A 15915-nucleotide genomic window follows, 5' to 3' on the forward strand; every position below is an offset into this window, starting at 1 on the left:
TCCGGCTCCTACTTGCTCTCGCTTTCTTTCCAGCGCGCCATCAGCGTGTTTGACGGCAGGGTCTCGTCCAGCAGCTTGGCGGCGGTTTCGCGGCCCGCCACGGGCAGGCCCTTGGGGTCCAGCAGGCCCACCTGCACCAGCACGCTGGCCTGGTCCCAATAGATGTGCTCGTGATAGAGCTTGTCGCCACGGAACTTGACGATGGCGATCAGCGGAATCTCCACATACTTGCCCGTGGGTTTCACGCCCGGCAGCAGCCAGTCGATCTCGGTGGTGTGCGTGAAGCAGAACAGCAGCTCGTCCACGATCTGCGTGGCGCCCACCGTGCGCGACAGCGGCACCAGGCGCGTGTCCGGCGGATTGCTGTTGACGAAGTGGTGCTGGTAGAAGCGGCTCAGTTCCTTATGGCCCACCCCACCGGTCATGGTGGGAATGTGGTTCACATAGGGCTCGGCCACCATGGTCGCCATCGTCGCCGCCACGTCGCGCGTGCCGAATTCGTACTCGCAGTGCTTGTCCCACAGGGTCGAATAATCGAACTCCGGGCCGATGGCGCGCTGCAAGGCGGCCATGCTGCGCTGGTGCGCCATCAGCGCCGACGGCTTGTCGTAGTGGTCCCCGCCGGTGCGCGCGAACGCGTGGTCCATGCCCGGATAGACGTAGATCTGCACGCCGGGCTTGTTGCCCAAGGCCTCCAGGATGCGCTGGCGCGCCTCGGGCGGACAGAAGCCGTCCTGCTCGGCGATATGCAGCACCAGGCGGCCGCGCAGTTGCGACGCTTCGTCCAGGCTGTTCTCGATGCCCACGCCGTAATAGCCGATGGCCACGTCCACGTCAGTGCGGCAGGCGGCCAGGTAGGCCAGCTTGCCGCCCAGGCAATAGCCCAGCACGCCCACCCCGCCCTGCCTCTCGGGCAGCCCGCGCAGCGCGGCGATGGTGGACGCGATGTCCTGCAGGCCCAGCTCCACGTCGAATTTTTGATAAAGCTCGAAGGCGCGCGGCATGTCGGCCGGGCCATCGGTCAGCTGGATGCCCGGCTGCTGGCGCCAGAACAGGTCCGGCACCAGCACCACATAGCCTTCCTCGGCCAGCAGCTGCGCCGCGCGGCGCATGAAGTCGTTCACGCCGAAGATCTCCTGGCACAGCACCAGGCCCGGGCCATGCCCGGACGCCGGCACGGCCAGATAGGCGCCGAAGGACTTGCCATCATGCGAGGCCACCGTCACTTCGCGCGTCGTAATTTTCTGGATCATACGTATCTCCTTGATGCAGACATCCGCTCTACTTCATCTGGCAGGCAGCGGCGAACGGGTCCTGGTACTGGGTCAGCACCGTGCCCGACAATTTATTGGACAGCTTGCCCCCCGCCCCGGCCTCGACGATGCGCAGGTAATAGTTCTGCACCGGATACTGGTTGCGGTTGAACTTGAAATCGCCGCGCACCGACTTGAAGTCCGCGCGCCGCAAGGCCGGACGCAGCGCGTCCGCCTCCAGCTTGCCGCCGGTCTGGCGCACCGCGCTGTCCAGCAGCATGGCTGCGTCATAGCCCTGCGAGGCATACAGCGTCGGACTGCGGTTGTAGGTCTTCCTGAAGTCCTCGACGAACTTGCGGTTGGCCGGGTTATCCAGGTCCGACGCCCACTGCGAGGTATTGCGCATGCCCTCGATGGGCGCGCCCACCGCCGCGATCGTGTCCTCGTCGCCCGAGAAGCCAGGCGCCAACAGCGCGATCTCCTTGGACAGGCCGGCGCCGTTGAACTGCTTGATGAAGTTCACGCCCATGCCGCCCGGCAGGAAGAAAAACACCGCATCCGGCTTGCTGGCGCGCAGCCGCGTGATCTCGACGCCATAATCCAGCTGCCCGAGCTGGGTGTAGATCTCTTCCGACAGCCCGCCCTTGTACAGGCGCTTGAAGCCGTTGAGCGATTCCCGTCCGCCCGGATAGTCCGGCGCGATCAGCGCCACGCTCTTGTAGCCCTGGTCGGTGGCGTACTTGCCCATCGCGGCCGGAATGTCCTCGTTCTGCCACGCCACCGCGAAGAAATTCGGATTACAGCCCGCGCCCGCATAGTTCTCCGGCCCGGTGTTGGTGCTGAGATAGATCGTTCCCGACTGCAGGATGGCCGGCATCACCGGCAGCAGCACGTTCGAGAACACGATGCCCGTCATCACGTCCACACGGTCGCGCTTCAACAGCCGCTCCACCGCCTGGCGGCCGGTGTCTGCCTTCTGCTGATCGTCCGCCACCACCACTTCCGCCGGCAGCCCGCCCAGCTTGCCGCCCGTATGCTGCAGCGCCAGATTGAAGCCGTCGCGGATCTCGTTGCCCAGCGCCGCGCCCGGCCCCGACAGCGTGGTCAGCAAGCCGACCTTGACCTTGTCCGCCGCCGTGGCACCCGCCGCCGCCGTCATGCACACCAGCGCAGCCAGCGCGCGCCGGCTCCATAGATTCCGATTCATGAGCCACCCCGTTATCCCCGCCCGGCCACGCCGGCGGAAAGCTGACAGAACCCGTCTGCCGTCGGTTAACGCATGCTGCCGAACAACGCCGCCAGCTTACGCGCCGCGGCGGCGCCCTCCAACCAACACGCGAAGGGCCTGCCGGCTAGATTAGGCCGCGCCGGGGGGTCGCTCTATCCGGATTCCGTCAGCCTTATCCGGGAATCACTTAATTCCAAGTCCTTGACGTTTAAATTACCCTCGGCAGTAACACGGGAGCGTTCCCGTCCCGGAGGCATCCATGCAAGGCTGGTCCCGACTCACGCTTGCGCCCCTGTTCAAGCGGCGCGTCTTCAGCTCCACCCAGCAGGACGAGACGCGCACCCTCGTCTCCGAAGCCCTGAAAGAGCACCGCCTCACCTGGAAAGGGGGCCGCGTCGATGCCGAACTGAACCGGGGCCGCTTCGGCTCGCTGACAGTCTGTACGTTGCGCTACGGCGCCGAAGTCCACATCGAACCCGACCGCCTGCAAGACTTCATGCTGGTCCAGGTCCCCCTGAGCGGCCGCGCCTGTATCGAATGCGGCAACGACCGCGTCGACGCCGACCCCGACTGTGCCGCCGTCATCGCCCCCAACCGCCCGCTCAAACTGCATTGGGAAGCCGGCTGCGAACAGCTGCTGCTCAAGATCCCCCGCGGCAAGCTCGAAGCCATCGGCCAGCGCGCCTTCGGCGAGGCCGCCACCCGCCCGCTCGATTTCAGCCCCGCCCTGCGCCTGGACAACCCCGTCGGCGCCGTCTGGCGCAGCATGGTCGAAAGCCTGATCCACCTGCTGCCCACCCTGGACGACGGCGCCCCGCGCCCGCCCGCGGCCTGGCTGGAACACCTGGAAGACACGCTGGTGCTGCACCTGCTCTACAACCAGCCCAACAGCTGGCAGGCGCACGCCGGCATCGCAGCCACCGTCCCGCGCCGGCTGAGCGCCGCGGAAACCTATATGCGCGACCACCTCGCCGCCCCCCTCACCCTGGCCGACATCGCCCGCCACGCCGGCGCCAGCGCCAGCGCGCTGACGCGCCTGTTCCAGGAACACCGCAACACCACGCCGATGAATGCGCTGCGGGCGCTGCGGCTGGATGAGGCCAGGAGCCGGTTACGGACGCGGGCAGACGCCAGCGTCACGGAGGTGGCGCTGGGCGTGGGGTTCGGGCATTTGGGACGGTTCTCGGAGTACTACCGGGAACGCTTCGGAGAATTGCCGCGCGAGACGCGGCGAGTGATGGAGTGACGTAGAAATGCGCGCACACGCAAAGACGACGACACATCGACAGTAACGAAGCCATGGAGCGCATGCCCCCGCGTATGCTTCAAGAGGCCGCCCGGGCGGCCTCTTGAAGCGGGCACCGCAAGATCTTCGGCACCGCGCAATCCGCGACCAGAACCCCACGAACACCAGTCGGCCCAGCGAACGTCGAGAGCGATTGACGCAGCCTGGCGCGGCGGTGGCCCGGTGTGCGCGGGGCGTCGATAAGCCCGAGGGAATCCGAAGGCAGCCGCCGTAGGCGGCAACGAGGATGACGAAGGGGAAGTCCGGAGCGAAGGCTCCGGACCGCAATCGCAGCCCCGCGCACGCCGGGCCACCGTCGTGACGGGCGTCTTAAGAACCAGCAACCGCCCCGCGGCACCATCCCAAGAAAACAAAGACAACAAAAAAAGCACCGAAGGTCAGCAATCAAGCAACCCTCGGCGCCCAGGAGCAACCCACAATTACTGCGCCGGCACCACGGCAGTAACCTCAATCTCCACCTTGGCGCGATCCTCAACCAGATCCGCCACTTCCACCGCCGTCATCGCCGGAAAATGCCGGCCGATGTACTCCCGGTAGTGCTTGCCAATCGCCGGATAAGCCGCCACGTACTCGTCCTTATCCGTCACGTACCACGTCATCCGGACGATATGCTCAGGCTTGGCGCCCCCTTCGGCCAGAATCGCAACAATGTTCGCCAACGTCTGGCGCACCTGCTCCGCCAGATCGTCGGTTTCGAACTGCTGCTGGCCATTCCACCCCACCTGCCCGCCCACGAACACGAGCTTGCTGCCCACCTGCATCTCGGTGAGCACGCCATTCGAATAGCCCCGGGGCGCCATCCAATCCGGCGGTTGCAGAATTTTCATAACGTCATCCTATATTTAAGAAAGCAAACGATCCCCGCCGCTTACGCCGCGGGAACCAGATAAGCCTGCATGCGTTCCCGCAGATCCGCAGGCAGCGGCATGGACTTCATCGTCCGCAAATCCACCGTCACGATCGTCAGCGTCGCCGACAACCGCAACTGGCCATCCGGCCCCTCGAAACGCACCAGCGCCTTGAACGACGCGCCGCCGATGCGCTGTACTTCCAGCACCTGCCGCAAACGCTCGTGCCAGCGGCTGGGCGCGCTGAAATCGCACTGCACCGACGCCATCGGCGTACCGATGTGCCGGTCCACATGCAGCGCATGAAACGGCAACCCCATGCCCTTGTCGAACCACTCCTCGACAAAGTCATTGATCATCTCGAAATAGCGAGGATAGAAAACAATGCCCGCCGGATCGCAATGACGGAAGCGGACTTCGACCTGGCTGATGAAAGGGGCTGCCATGGAATTTCCTTGTTGCCGGTTCAGGCCATCTTGCGCAGCGCGAAACGCTGCAGCTTGCCGGTTTCGGTGCGCGGCAGCGCCTCGACAAACTCGATGGCACGGGGATACTTGTAAGGCGCAATATTGGCCTTCACGAACTGCTGCAGCGCCGTCACCAGCTCGCTGCCGGCCTCATAGCCCGGCTTGAGCACCACGAACGCCTTGACCACCTGGCCGCGCTCGTCGTCCGCCGCGCCCACCACGCCGCACTCCGCCACGGCCTCGTGGCGCAGCAGCGCGTCCTCGACCTCGGGACCCGCGATGTTGTAGCCCGCCGAGACGATCATGTCGTCATTGCGCGCCTGATAGAAGAAATAACCGTCGTCGTCCTGCAGGAACGTATCGCCCGGCAGGTTCCAGCCCTCTTGCACGAAGCGCCGCTGGCGCTCGTCCGCCAGATAGCGGCAGCCCGTGGGACCCTTGATCGCCAGCCGGCCCACCGTGCCGTTCGGCACCGGCTTCATATCGTCATCGACGATCTGCGCCACATAGCCCGGCACCACGCGGCCGATCGCGCCCGCCTTGACCGACTCCGGCGGGCTGGACACGAACACGTGGATCATTTCGGTGCCGCCGATGCCATCGATCATCTCGATGCCGCTGGCCTTCTTCCAGAGCTGACGGGTGGCATCCGGCAGCGCCTCGCCCGCCGACACGCTCTTCTTCAGCGAAGACAGATCGAACTTGCCCACCAGCGCCGCCATCTGGCGGTAGAACGTCGGCGCCGTGAACACCACGGTGGCGCGGAAATCCTGGATCAGCTGCAACAGGCTTTCCGGCGACAGCTTCTCGGCCAACACCGTGCTGGCGCCCACGCGCAGCGGGAAGCACAGCAGCCCGCCCAGGCCGAAGGTGAAAGCCAGCGGCGGCGTGCCGCAGAAAATATCGTCCGGACCCGGCTTGATGACATGCTTGGGGAACAGGTCGCACATCGCCAGCACATCGCGGTGGAAGTGCATGCAGCCCTTGGGCGCGCCGGTGGTGCCGCTGGTGAAGGCGATCAGGCAGACGTCGTCGGCCGCCGTATCGCAAACATCAAAGGTATCCGGCTTGGCCGCGGCCAACGTATCCAGCGCGTCGGGCGCCTGGTCGTTGAAATACATGACCTTCTTCAGGCCGGGGCAATGATGTTCATGGCTGGACTGCGTGCAAAACTCCGCCTCGTCCTTCAACCGCGCATCGCACAGCACGGCCTGGATCTGCGCCTTGTCGATGATCTGCTTGAGCTCCTTGGCGCGCAGCAGCGGCATCGTCGGCACCGTCACCAGCCCCGCCTTGATCGCCGCCAGCCACGAGGCGGCCATCATCGGATTGTTCGGCCCGCGCAGCAGCAGGCGGTTGCCCGGCACCAGCCCCATGTCCTCGGCCAGCACGCGGGCGATGCGGTTGGTCAGTGCGGCCAGTTCACGATAGGTCATCGTGGCCGGCTTGCCGTCCTCGCTCCAGCGCAGCGCGACGCGCTCGCCATGGCCGCGCTCGACCATGGCGTCCACCAGTTCGACCGCGCAGTTGAAACGTTTCGGATAGGCCACGTCGGGGCCGTCGAGCAGAAACTCTGGCCATTGTTCGCCCGGGGGCAGATTGTCCCGGGCGAAAGTGTCGATGTGGGCGGATGCTTCCATGGAATTCCCCTTGCTATTGCGGTGTTTTTGCTGTGCCGGGACGACGGAGCTCGATGGCTGCCTTACGCCTTCAGCAGTTCACGGGCAATGATCAACTTCTGCACTTCTGTCGCGCCTTCGTAAATCCGCAGCGCTCGTATTTCCCTGTAAAGCTTCTCCACCGGCATCCCCGACACCACGCCCGCGCCGCCAAACATCTGCAAGGCTCGGTCGATCACGGTCTGCGCCGATTCGGTGGCCGTCATCTTGGCCATTGCCGCTTCGCGCGTGGTGCGCTGCTTCAGCACATCGCGCATCCAGGCCGCGCGATAGGTCAGCAAGGCCGAGGCGTCGATGGCAGTCGCCATGTCGCCCAGCGCGGCCTGCGTCAGCTGCAGGTCGGCCAGCGTCTGGCCGAACATGCGGCGCGACTTGGAACGCGCCAGACCCTCGTCCAGCGCCCGGCGCGCAAAACCCAGTGCCGCCGCCGCCACCGAGGCGCGGAAGATATCCAGCGTCATCATGGCCAGCTTGAAGCCCTGGCCCGCATCGCCCAGCCGGTGCGACACCGGAATGCGGCAGTTGTCGAACGTAATGGTCGCCAGCGGGTGCGGCGCGATCAGCTCGATGCGTTCGCTGACCTCGAAGCCCGGCGTATCGGCATCCACCACGAAGGCGCTGATGCCACGCGCTCCGGGGGCTTCGCCGGTGCGCGCGAACACGCAATAGAAGTCCGCGATGCCGCCGTTGGAGATCCATGTCTTGGCGCCGTTCAGCACGTAGTGATCGCCGTCCAGCCTGGCCTCGCAGGCCAGCGCGGCCACGTCCGATCCAGCGTCGGGTTCCGACAACGCAAAGGCGGCGATAGCTTCGCCACGAGCCACGCGCGGCAGGTAGCGCTGGCGCAGCTCGTCCGAGCCCATCAGCGAAATGGCGCCGCTGCCCAAGCCCTGCATCGCGAAAGCGAAGTCGGCCAGCCCTTCATGGCGCGCCAGGGTTTCGCGCAGGATGCAGACGGCGCGGGAGTCCACTTCCGGCAATGCGCCGCCCCAGGCGCCGCCAGGGCCGCCCGCGACCGCATAGCGCAGCCAGCCAGCCTCGCCCATGGCGCGCACCAGCTTCTTGCAGGCGCCGTCGGCGTCATGGTGATCCACGTCCCCCAGGGACGCCTCGCACCAGGCGTCGACCTCGTGCGCCAGCTTGCGGTGCGCATCGTCAAAAAACGGCCAATCCAGCCAGCTTGCGTCGCGCATGCTCAGTCCCCTTGGAACACCGGTTTTTGCTTGGCTACGAAAGCGTCGTAGGCGCGACGGAAATCGCGCGTCTGCATGCAGATGGCCTGGGCCTCGGCTTCGGCCTCGATGGCCTCATCCACGCCCATGTTCCACTCTTGATGCAGCAGCTTCTTGGTCACGCCGTGAGCGAAGGTCGGGCCCGCGGCCAGCTGCGCGGCCAGCGTCTGGGCCGCATCAGCCAGCGCGCCGGGTTCATGCAAGGCGTTGAAGAAGCCCCAGCTCGCGCCCTCTTCCGCCGTCATGGCGCGGCCCGTGTAAAGCAATTCGGAAGCGCGGCCCTGGCCGATCATGCGCGGCAGCAGGGTGCAGGCGCCCATGTCGGCGCCGGCCAGGCCCACGCGCGTGAACAGGAAAGCAGTGCGCGCGGCGGGCGTGCCCAGACGCATGTCCGAGGCCAGCGCCACCATGGCGCCCGCACCGGCGCAAATGCCGTCGACCGCCGCCACGATGGGTTGCGGGCAGGCGCGCATGGCCTTGACCAGATCGCCCGTCATGCGGGTGAAGTCCAGCAGCTCCGGCATGCTCATCTTGGTCAGCGGCCCGATGATCTCGTGCACGTCGCCGCCCGAGCAGAAATTGCCGCCCGCGCCCGTCACCACCACGACCTTGATGTCGGTGGCGTACACCAGCGCGCGGAACAGGTCGCGCAGCTCGGCGTAGGAATCGAACGTCAGCGGATTCTTGCGCTCGGGGCGGTTCAGCGTCACCGTGCCGATCTTGCCGTCGGCCGACACCTGCCACAGGAACGTCTTGGCCTGATAGCCGGCAAACGGACGCTTGTGGTGTTTCATGGTGTGTTCTTCGGGCTGGGTGCTCATGGTGTCTCCGTTCGTGAATTGGGGTGGATGGGGCGCCGGCTTCAGCCGGTCATTACTTCGCCGCCGTCTACGGCGATGGCCTGACCATTAACCGAGGCCGAGGCCGGCAGCGCCAGCCAGGCGACCGTCTCGGCCACTTCCTCGGGCTGCACCAGGCGGCCCTGGGGGTTGCGTTCGGCCAGCTTGGCGCGGGCGTCGTCCGGCGTCATGCCGGTCTTGTCGACGATGTTCGACACCGCGCCGCGCACAATGTCGGTTTCGGTGTAGCCGGGGCACACGGCGTTGACCGTGACGCCCTTCTGCGCGGTTTCCAGCGCCAGCGAGCGGGTCAGGCCGATCACGCCGTGCTTGGCGGCGCAATAGGCGCTGACGTAGCCGTAGCCGATGAGGCCGGCGGTGCTGGCCACGTTGATTACCCGGCCCCATTTTTCCTGCAGCATGCCCGGCAAGGCGGCCTGGGTGCAGTGGAAGGTGCCGGTCAGGTTGACGTCCAGCATGGACTGCCACAGCGCCGCGTCGGTGCGGTCAAAGCGCTGGCTGACCGCCTGGCCGGCGTTGTTCACCAGCACCAGCACCGGCCCGAACTCGGCCTCGGCCTGGGCGAAGGCCGCCCGCACCGAAGCTTCGTTGGCGATGTCGGCGCTGACGGCCTGCACCTGGCCCAGGCTGGCCAGGCTGTCGGCCGCGGCGTCCAGCGCCGCGCCATCGCGGCCCAGCAGCGTGACGCGCGCGCCGCGCTGCAGCAGCGCCCGGGCGCAAGCCAGCCCGATACCGCGGGCGCCGCCCGTCACCAAGGCGTGGCGTCCGGCCAACGGGAGCGGAATTGCGTTCATTTGATGTCCAGGTGCGCCATGGCGGCGGCGCGTTCGAAGTTGGTTTCCAGTTGGCGCTTGCCGGCGAAGTACTGGTTCGGCCACGAAACATCACGGTAGCCCACTCGCGCCGCTTCGCGTAGCGTCCAGGAGGCGTCAGCCAAATGGGGACGTGCCAGGGCGCAAAGGTCGGCGCGGCCCGAGGCGATGATGCCGTTGGCGTGGTCAGCCTCGAAGATGGCGCCCACCGCGATGGTCGGGATGCCCGCCTCGTTGCGCACGCGGTCGGCGAACGGGGTCTGGAACATGCGGCCGTAGACCGGTTTTTCTTCCTTGCTGACCTGGCCGGACGAGCAGTCGATCATGTCGGCGCCGGCGTTCTTGAAGTGGCGCGCGATCTCCACCGCATCATCGGCGGTGATGCCGCCTTCGACCCAGTCGCTGGCGGAAATCCGCACCGACATGGGCTTGTTCTCGGGCCAGACGGCGCGCACGGCGTAGAACACCTCCAGCGGGAAGCGCAGGCGGTTCTCCAGGCTGCCGCCGTATTCGTCGGCGCGCTGGTTGGTCAGCGGCGAAATGAAGCTGGACAGCAGGTAGCCGTGGGCGCAGTGCAGCTCCAGCCAGTCGAAGCCGGCCTGCTCGGCGCGGCGGGCCGCGGCGACGAAGTTGTCGCGCACGTCGTCCATGTCGGCGCGCGTCATGGCATGCGGCGTCTGCGACACACCTTCGATGTACGGCAGGGCCGACGCCGACATCAGCGGCCAGTTGCCCTCGGCCAGCGGGTGGTCGATCTTCTGCCAGCCCAGTTGCGTGGAACCCTTGCGGCCGGCGTGGCCCAACTGCAGGCCGATGCGGGCGTCGCTGTTGCCATGCACGAAGCCGACGATGCGGGCGAACGCGTCGCGCTGCTCGTCATTCCAGAGGCCCGGGCAGCCCGGCGTGATGCGGCCGTCCGGCGACACGCAGGTCATCTCGACCATGACCAGGCCGGCGCCGCCCATGGCGCGCGCGCCCAGGTGCACCAGGTGGAAATCGCCCGGCACGCCGTCGGTGCACGAGTACATGGCCATCGGCGACACCATGACGCGATTCTTCAGCCGCACGCCGCGCGCCTGGTAGGGCGTCAGCATGGGCATCGCGGGCCGCTGGCCAGGCGCCGCTGCGGCGCCGGCGCGTTCCGCGATCCAGCGCTCGAAACCTTCCAGCCAGGCCGGATCGCGCAGGCGCAGGTTCTCGTGCGAAATCCGCTGCGAGCGCGTCAGCAGCGAATAAGCGAACTGTTCAGGCTCCAGGTCGGCATAACGCTCGACGTTCTCGAACCATTCGGTGGAGTTGCGGGCGGCGTTCTGGATCTTCAGCACTTCGACGCTGCGCACTTCCTCGTAGTGCTTCAGGCCCGCTTCCACGCTGCCTTCGGCGCCGCTCAGGCAGCGCGCCAGCTCGATGGAATCCTCCAGCGCCAGCTTGGTGCCCGAGCCGATCGAGAAGTGCGCGGTGTGGGCGGCGTCGCCCATCAGCACCACGGGCACGCGGCGCTGGCCGCGAGCGGTTTCCAGATTGTTCCAGTGCACCCAGGTATTGCAGATGACGCGCGGGAAGCGGATCCAGATGGCCGAGCCGCGCAGGTGCGTGGCGTTGCTGATCAGCGGATTGCCGTCCAGCCAGGGCGCGAACAGCTTTTCGCAGTAGGCGATGCCCTCTTCCTGGCTCATCTGCTCGATGCCGGCGGCCTGCCAGGTTTCCTCGGGCGTTTCCACGATGAAGGTGGACATGCCGTCTTCATAGCGGTAGGCGTGCGCCTGGAACCAGCCGTGTTCGGTCTGGACGAAGGCGAAGGTGAAAGCGTCGAATACCTTCTTGGTGCCCAGCCACACGAAGCGGCAGCGGCGCTGGTCGATGTCGGGGTGGAAGGTGTCCGTGTAGCGGGTGCGGATCTGGCTGTTGATGCCGTCCGAGGCGATGACCAGGTCGGCGTCGTATTCGCGGGCGATGGCCTGGTCGTCCTGCACGAAGTTCTCGAACACCAGCTTCACGCCGACGTCCTCGCAGCGCGCCTGCAGGATGTTCAGCAGCTTCTTGCGGCCAATGCCGATGAAGCCGTGGCCGCTGCTGCGGATGCTGCGGCCCTTGAAGTTGATGTCGATGTCGTCCCAGTGGTTGAAGGCGTCGCCGATGGTCTGGGCGGAAACGGGGTCGGCTTCACGCAGGTTCTGCATGGTCGCGTCCGAAAACACCACGCCCCAACCGAAAGTGTCGTAAGGGCGGTTGCGCTCGATCACGGTGACTTCGTTGGCGGGGTCTTGCAGCTTCATGAGCAGACCGAAATACAGGCCAGCGGGGCCACCGCCGATGCAGACTATTTTCATTGCCGTAACGCTCCGTGGTAAGCGACTACCGCTCTGAATTCCTGGAGCTGGGGCCGCAGATATTTAAACCTGGATAGTTTAGGCTTGAAATATATACCTGAAGGTGCCAAGGTGCAAATGGGGAAAGTATCTAGATACTTGGGGTGGGTAAATGGGGACGGCTTCTGGATTCTCTTGGTGGGGTTGTCGCTGGGTTCGCTGCTGGGGTGGCGGGTTTTTGGTCACGGCCGTGTTGCCGTAGGCCGCTCGTCGGCGCAGGCGGGGTGGCGGCTCGCGCCCACGATTGCGGTCCGGAGCGTTCGCTCCGGACTGCCCCGTCGTCATCCTCGTGGCCGCCTGCGGCGGCTGCCTTCGGATTCCCTCGGGCGCATCGAGGTTGCGAGCCGCCACCCCACCTGCGCCGACGAGCTATCGGTGTCTGGGCTTGTTGCGCTGCTGGAGCTGGGGTCAGGGGCGAATCGTTGATTGCTCGTCATTCTCGGCCGCGCGGGCGGCCGAGAATGACATACGTGATTTCTTGGATTTCTATTGTGTTCGCTTGCGCGCATGCGATCAGCGGCTTGCTACTGGTATCCAGCCTTCAGGGGGGTGGGTGGTGATGGGTGGCGCGCGATGGACAGCCGCTTGCGCATGCAGACCCGGACGCGCGCCACCCATCCGGCACCCGCGTTGAAGTGATGACTAATGGACGGCCCGCACGCTTGACCATCATGCCGACACCGCACCCCACCAAACCCAGATCCGCTTCTCGCTTGCCATACGCATCACCACGAGCCGGCCCCGCCACCAGCGCGCAGCGCCATCGCGCGACGCAAGACGCCGCGTAAGCCCCAAAAGGCCGCCCGCGCGGCCGGCCTGGGGCGGGCCCCGCAAGACACGCCACCACACCCCGATGCGGGCCAGAATGCCAAGCACGCCACCCGCCCCAGCGCCCGTCGAGATTCAGCCGGCAGAGCCTGTCGCGTCGGCGGCCTGCGGGGCGCGGGGCGTCGATAAGCCCGACGGAATCCGAAGGAACCGCCGCAGGCGGTGACGAGGATGAGGACGGGGCAGTCCGGAGCGAACGCTCCGGACCGCAATCGTTGCCCCGCGCCCCGCAGGCCGCCGACGCGACAGGCGCCTTAAGAACCAACCGCCACCTCAAGCACCAAACCTCACATCCACAGAACCATCACCGCCCACGCTCCATATACCGACGAGCCATCTGATACCCAGCAAACACATAAAACCCATTGCTATTGAGCACCAGCCAAGCCCCCAACCCGCCCAGCAACGCCACCACCGGCCCCACCGCCCGCACATCCCCCTGCGTCCACGCAATCACGCCCAGAAACCCGACAGCAATCAACCCCAAAGCCAGCCGCTTCAGCACCACCAGCCCGAACGCATGCCCGCCCATGAACGCCACCACCCCGATAGCCAACGCCAACGCCGTCGCCGCGCAAACCAGCACCAAGGCAAACGCCGCCATCGCAGCCCCCGCGCCATGCAGCAGCAGGCTCAGCACCCCTATCCCGACGCCCAGCCCGCCCATCATCACCAGCACCGCCAGCACCAGCGGCGACCACATCCCCGGCGGCGCGCGACGCGCATCCATCTCCGCCACGAAGCGATGCATCGCCGCCGAGGTGGCGGTTTCGTCCTGCCCGGGCAGCGCCGCCTCCAGCTTGCGGCACTGCGCGATCAACGCGTTGAGCCCCGCGCGCGGCGCATCCATCACGCCCTCGCCGCGCCCGGCGCGTGTTCCGCCACCGTGTTCCGCAACGCCGCCATCGCCTCTTGCACCGCGATCGGACGGAACGCGTCCTCGCGCCAGTACATCGCCACCGACCCGAACCCAGACAGGCGCACCGGAATGATCCGCATCGCCCGCATCTGCGAAAACCGCAACGCGGCCCGATGCGAAGCCACCCCGATCATGTCGCTGTTGTTGATCAGCGTGAGATTGATGGTTACCGAATTGGATTCGACATGGTCCGGCGGAGGCGCCTGTCCCGCCGCCGCCAGCGCCGCGTCCACCGCATTGCGGATCGGCGTGCCCTTGGGCCACAGGATCCAGCGGTAGGACAGCAGATCCGGCCAGGACGGTTGCTCGATCGCGAACAGCGGATGCCGCGGCCGCGCCACCAGATGGATGGGTTCCAGGTACAACGCCTCGAAGCGGATCGCCGGGTCGTGATGCTCCGGCGCCGAACGCCCCACCACGATGTCCAGATCGCCCTGCGCCAACTGCGCCAGCAGGCGGTCGGTCGTGCCCTCCACCAGCTTCACGCGGGCCTGCGGCATACGATCCAGCAGCTTCATCACCGCCAGCGGCACGGTGTCCGACGCCGACGCGCCCGACGCGCCTATCACCACCCGGCCGCCGCCGCCTTCGCGCAACGCCGCCATGTCCGCGCTGGCGCGGTCCAGCTGCGCTTCCACCCGCTGGGCGTGCGCGATCAGCACGTCGCCATGCGGCGTCGGCCGCAAGCCGCGCGCGTGCCGTTCGAACAATGGCAGCCCGATGTCGTCTTCCAGATCCTTCAGCCACTTGGACAAGCCCGGCTGCGTGGTGTTGAGCATCGCCGCCGAATGGCTGATGTTGCGGGTCTGGGCCAGGCTGAGCAGCATTTTCAGATTGCGCAGGCGCAACCGGTGGGTCCAGTCCATGCAGGCCCTCGTCTCGTCTATGTATATTCTTATTGGTATGGATAATAAGATAATTTCATTTCAAAACACATAGCTCCTTACGCATAATCGTCTCCATATCAGGACCAGCCGCGAGCCACGCGGCGGCCACGCGAAGCCGGCGCCAGCCGGACATTCCGGAGACAAGCATGCCCGACGGTCACCCCCCCGGCGCGGATCGCGCCGCCTATTACGCACGCATCGCCAAAAAGCACATGGCGCCCCTGTGGGAGTCGCTGCACAACCTGGTGCCGCGCGAACCCGCGCCGCGCTGCGTCCCCGCCATCTGGAAGTACGAGGACGTGCGCGACGACGTCATGGCGTCCGGCTCGCTCATCACGGCGGAAGAAGCCGTGCGGCGCGTGCTCATCCTGGAAAATCCCGGCCTGCCCGGTCAGGCCAGCATCACCCAGAGCCTGTACGCGGGCCTGCAACTGATCCTGCCCGGCGAGATCGCGCCCAGCCACCGCCACACGCAATCGGCGCTGCGCTTCATCGTCGAAGGCCGCGGCGCCTACACCGCCGTCAACGGCGAGCGCACCACCATGCACCCCGGCGACTTCATCATCACGCCGTCCTGGACCTGGCATGACCATGGCAACGCCGAGACCGCCGAGGGCGGCGAGCCCGTGGTCTGGCTGGACGGCCTGGACATCCCGCTGCTGCGCTTCCTGGACGCGGGCTTCGCCGAAAACTACCCCTCGGCCACCCAGCCCGTGACTCGCCCCGAAGGCGACAGCATGGCGCGCTACGGCCACAACATGGCGCCGGTGCGCCACCAGACGTCCAGCGGCACCTCGCCCATCTTCAACTACCCCTACGAGCGCAGCCGCGAAGCGCTGGACCAGCTCTACCGCCACGGAGAACTGGATCCCTGGGACGGCGTGAAGCTGCGCTACCTGAACCCGGCCACCGGCGGCTACCCCATGCCGACCATGGCGACCTTCATGCAATTCCTGCCCGCCGGCTTCCAGGGCAAGACCTACCGCAGCACCGACTCCACCGTTTACAGCGTGGTCGAGGGCCGTGGCACGGCCCGCATCGGCGACCAGGAATTCCACTTCGGCCCGCGCGACGTCTTCGTCGCGCCATCCTGGCAACCCGTCCAACTGGCCGCGCTGGACGACGCCACCCTGTTCAGCTATTCCGACCGCCCCGTGCAGGACGCACTGGGTGTATGGCGCGAAGCGCGCGTCGGCTGACGGCCGCCGCTTTCCTCTTCTTCCATTT

Annotated in this window: 13 protein-coding genes; 2 read left to right on the forward strand and 11 right to left on the reverse strand. The window is 66.5% G+C overall.

The window, feature by feature from the left end; translation table 11 throughout:
• Positions 1-8: 8 nt before the first annotated feature.
• Positions 9-1253, reverse strand: coding sequence for a dienelactone hydrolase family protein (locus tag FOC84_RS09555; protein ID WP_173144206.1), 1245 nt, complete (start codon positions 1251-1253; stop codon positions 9-11).
• Positions 1254-1281: 28 nt separating this feature from the next.
• Positions 1282-2460 (reverse strand): ABC transporter substrate-binding protein, encoded by a 1179-nt coding sequence (locus FOC84_RS09560; RefSeq protein WP_088138225.1) that lies wholly within the window; start codon positions 2458-2460, stop codon positions 1282-1284.
• Between the two features lie 280 nt (positions 2461-2740).
• On the opposite strand from FOC84_RS09560, the gene FOC84_RS09565 reads away from it, so the two are divergent.
• A complete protein-coding gene (locus FOC84_RS09565; RefSeq protein WP_173144207.1) occupies positions 2741-3727 on the forward strand; it encodes an AraC family transcriptional regulator in 987 nt (328 codons plus the stop codon).
• A 479-nt stretch (positions 3728-4206) separates the two neighbouring features.
• On the opposite strand, the gene FOC84_RS09570 is transcribed toward FOC84_RS09565, so the two are convergent.
• From FOC84_RS09570 to FOC84_RS09610, 9 genes are all read right to left on the reverse strand, one after another.
• The gene (locus FOC84_RS09570; RefSeq protein WP_088138227.1) at positions 4207-4614 is read right to left on the reverse strand and encodes a RidA family protein; all 408 of its coding nucleotides are present in this window, start codon (positions 4612-4614) and stop codon (positions 4207-4209) included.
• A 41-nt stretch (positions 4615-4655) separates the two neighbouring features.
• Positions 4656-5081 (reverse strand): acyl-CoA thioesterase, encoded by a 426-nt coding sequence (locus FOC84_RS09575; RefSeq protein WP_173144208.1) that lies wholly within the window; start codon positions 5079-5081, stop codon positions 4656-4658.
• A gap of 20 nt (positions 5082-5101) precedes the next feature.
• Complete coding sequence (locus tag FOC84_RS09580; RefSeq protein ID WP_173144209.1) at positions 5102-6742, reverse strand: AMP-binding protein; 1641 nt, start codon at positions 6740-6742, stop codon at positions 5102-5104.
• Between the two features lie 62 nt (positions 6743-6804).
• Complete coding sequence (locus FOC84_RS09585; RefSeq protein ID WP_173144210.1) at positions 6805-7974, reverse strand: acyl-CoA dehydrogenase family protein; 1170 nt, start codon at positions 7972-7974, stop codon at positions 6805-6807.
• Between the two features lie 2 nt (positions 7975-7976).
• A complete protein-coding gene (locus FOC84_RS09590; RefSeq protein WP_088157824.1) occupies positions 7977-8834 on the reverse strand; it encodes an enoyl-CoA hydratase family protein in 858 nt (285 codons plus the stop codon).
• A gap of 41 nt (positions 8835-8875) precedes the next feature.
• Positions 8876-9667, reverse strand: coding sequence for an SDR family NAD(P)-dependent oxidoreductase (locus tag FOC84_RS09595; RefSeq protein ID WP_173144211.1), 792 nt, complete (start codon positions 9665-9667; stop codon positions 8876-8878).
• Entirely contained in the window at positions 9664-12015 is a 2352-nt protein-coding gene (locus FOC84_RS09600; RefSeq protein ID WP_173144212.1) for a bifunctional salicylyl-CoA 5-hydroxylase/oxidoreductase, read from the reverse strand. The genes FOC84_RS09595 and FOC84_RS09600 overlap by 4 nt, the downstream gene beginning before the upstream one ends.
• Before the next feature lie 1171 nt (positions 12016-13186).
• Positions 13187-13732, reverse strand: a complete 546-nt coding sequence (locus FOC84_RS09605; RefSeq protein WP_173144213.1) for a hypothetical protein — start codon at positions 13730-13732, stop codon at positions 13187-13189.
• Complete coding sequence (locus FOC84_RS09610; RefSeq protein WP_173144214.1) at positions 13732-14667, reverse strand: LysR family transcriptional regulator; 936 nt, start codon at positions 14665-14667, stop codon at positions 13732-13734. Before FOC84_RS09610 ends, FOC84_RS09605 begins: the two co-directional genes overlap by 1 nt.
• Positions 14668-14834: 167 nt before the next feature.
• On the opposite strand from FOC84_RS09610, the gene gtdA reads away from it, so the two are divergent.
• The gene (gtdA, locus tag FOC84_RS09615; protein WP_173144215.1) at positions 14835-15887 is read left to right on the forward strand and encodes a gentisate 1,2-dioxygenase; all 1053 of its coding nucleotides are present in this window, start codon (positions 14835-14837) and stop codon (positions 15885-15887) included.
• Positions 15888-15915: the final 28 nt, after the last annotated feature.

Source organism: Achromobacter pestifer (assembly GCF_013267355.1).
In the GTDB taxonomy this organism is placed as follows: domain Bacteria; phylum Pseudomonadota; class Gammaproteobacteria; order Burkholderiales; family Burkholderiaceae_B; genus Achromobacter; species Achromobacter pestifer_A.

What these genes read in the sequence shown, in the direction of transcription:
- FOC84_RS09560 (WP_088138225.1), bottom strand. Translation starts at nt 2,460, where the DNA reads ATGAATCGGAATCTATGGAGCCGGCGCGCGCTGGCTGCGCTGGTGTGC.
- FOC84_RS09555 (WP_173144206.1), bottom strand. Translation starts at nt 1,253, where the DNA reads ATGATCCAGAAAATTACGACGCGCGAAGTGACGGTGGCCTCGCATGAT.
- FOC84_RS09580 (WP_173144209.1), bottom strand. Translation starts at nt 6,742, where the DNA reads ATGGAAGCATCCGCCCACATCGACACTTTCGCCCGGGACAATCTGCCC.
- FOC84_RS09590 (WP_088157824.1), bottom strand. Translation starts at nt 8,834, where the DNA reads ATGAGCACCCAGCCCGAAGAACACACCATGAAACACCACAAGCGTCCG.
- FOC84_RS09610 (WP_173144214.1), bottom strand. Translation starts at nt 14,667, where the DNA reads ATGGACTGGACCCACCGGTTGCGCCTGCGCAATCTGAAAATGCTGCTC.
- FOC84_RS09600 (WP_173144212.1), bottom strand. Translation starts at nt 12,015, where the DNA reads ATGAAAATAGTCTGCATCGGCGGTGGCCCCGCTGGCCTGTATTTCGGT.
- FOC84_RS09595 (WP_173144211.1), bottom strand. Translation starts at nt 9,667, where the DNA reads ATGAACGCAATTCCGCTCCCGTTGGCCGGACGCCACGCCTTGGTGACG.
- FOC84_RS09605 (WP_173144213.1), bottom strand. Translation starts at nt 13,732, where the DNA reads ATGGATGCGCCGCGCGCGGGGCTCAACGCGTTGATCGCGCAGTGCCGC.
- FOC84_RS09575 (WP_173144208.1), bottom strand. Translation starts at nt 5,081, where the DNA reads ATGGCAGCCCCTTTCATCAGCCAGGTCGAAGTCCGCTTCCGTCATTGC.
- gtdA (WP_173144215.1), top strand. Translation starts at nt 14,835, where the DNA reads ATGCCCGACGGTCACCCCCCCGGCGCGGATCGCGCCGCCTATTACGCA.
- FOC84_RS09585 (WP_173144210.1), bottom strand. Translation starts at nt 7,974, where the DNA reads ATGCGCGACGCAAGCTGGCTGGATTGGCCGTTTTTTGACGATGCGCAC.
- FOC84_RS09570 (WP_088138227.1), bottom strand. Translation starts at nt 4,614, where the DNA reads ATGAAAATTCTGCAACCGCCGGATTGGATGGCGCCCCGGGGCTATTCG.
- FOC84_RS09565 (WP_173144207.1), top strand. Translation starts at nt 2,741, where the DNA reads ATGCAAGGCTGGTCCCGACTCACGCTTGCGCCCCTGTTCAAGCGGCGC.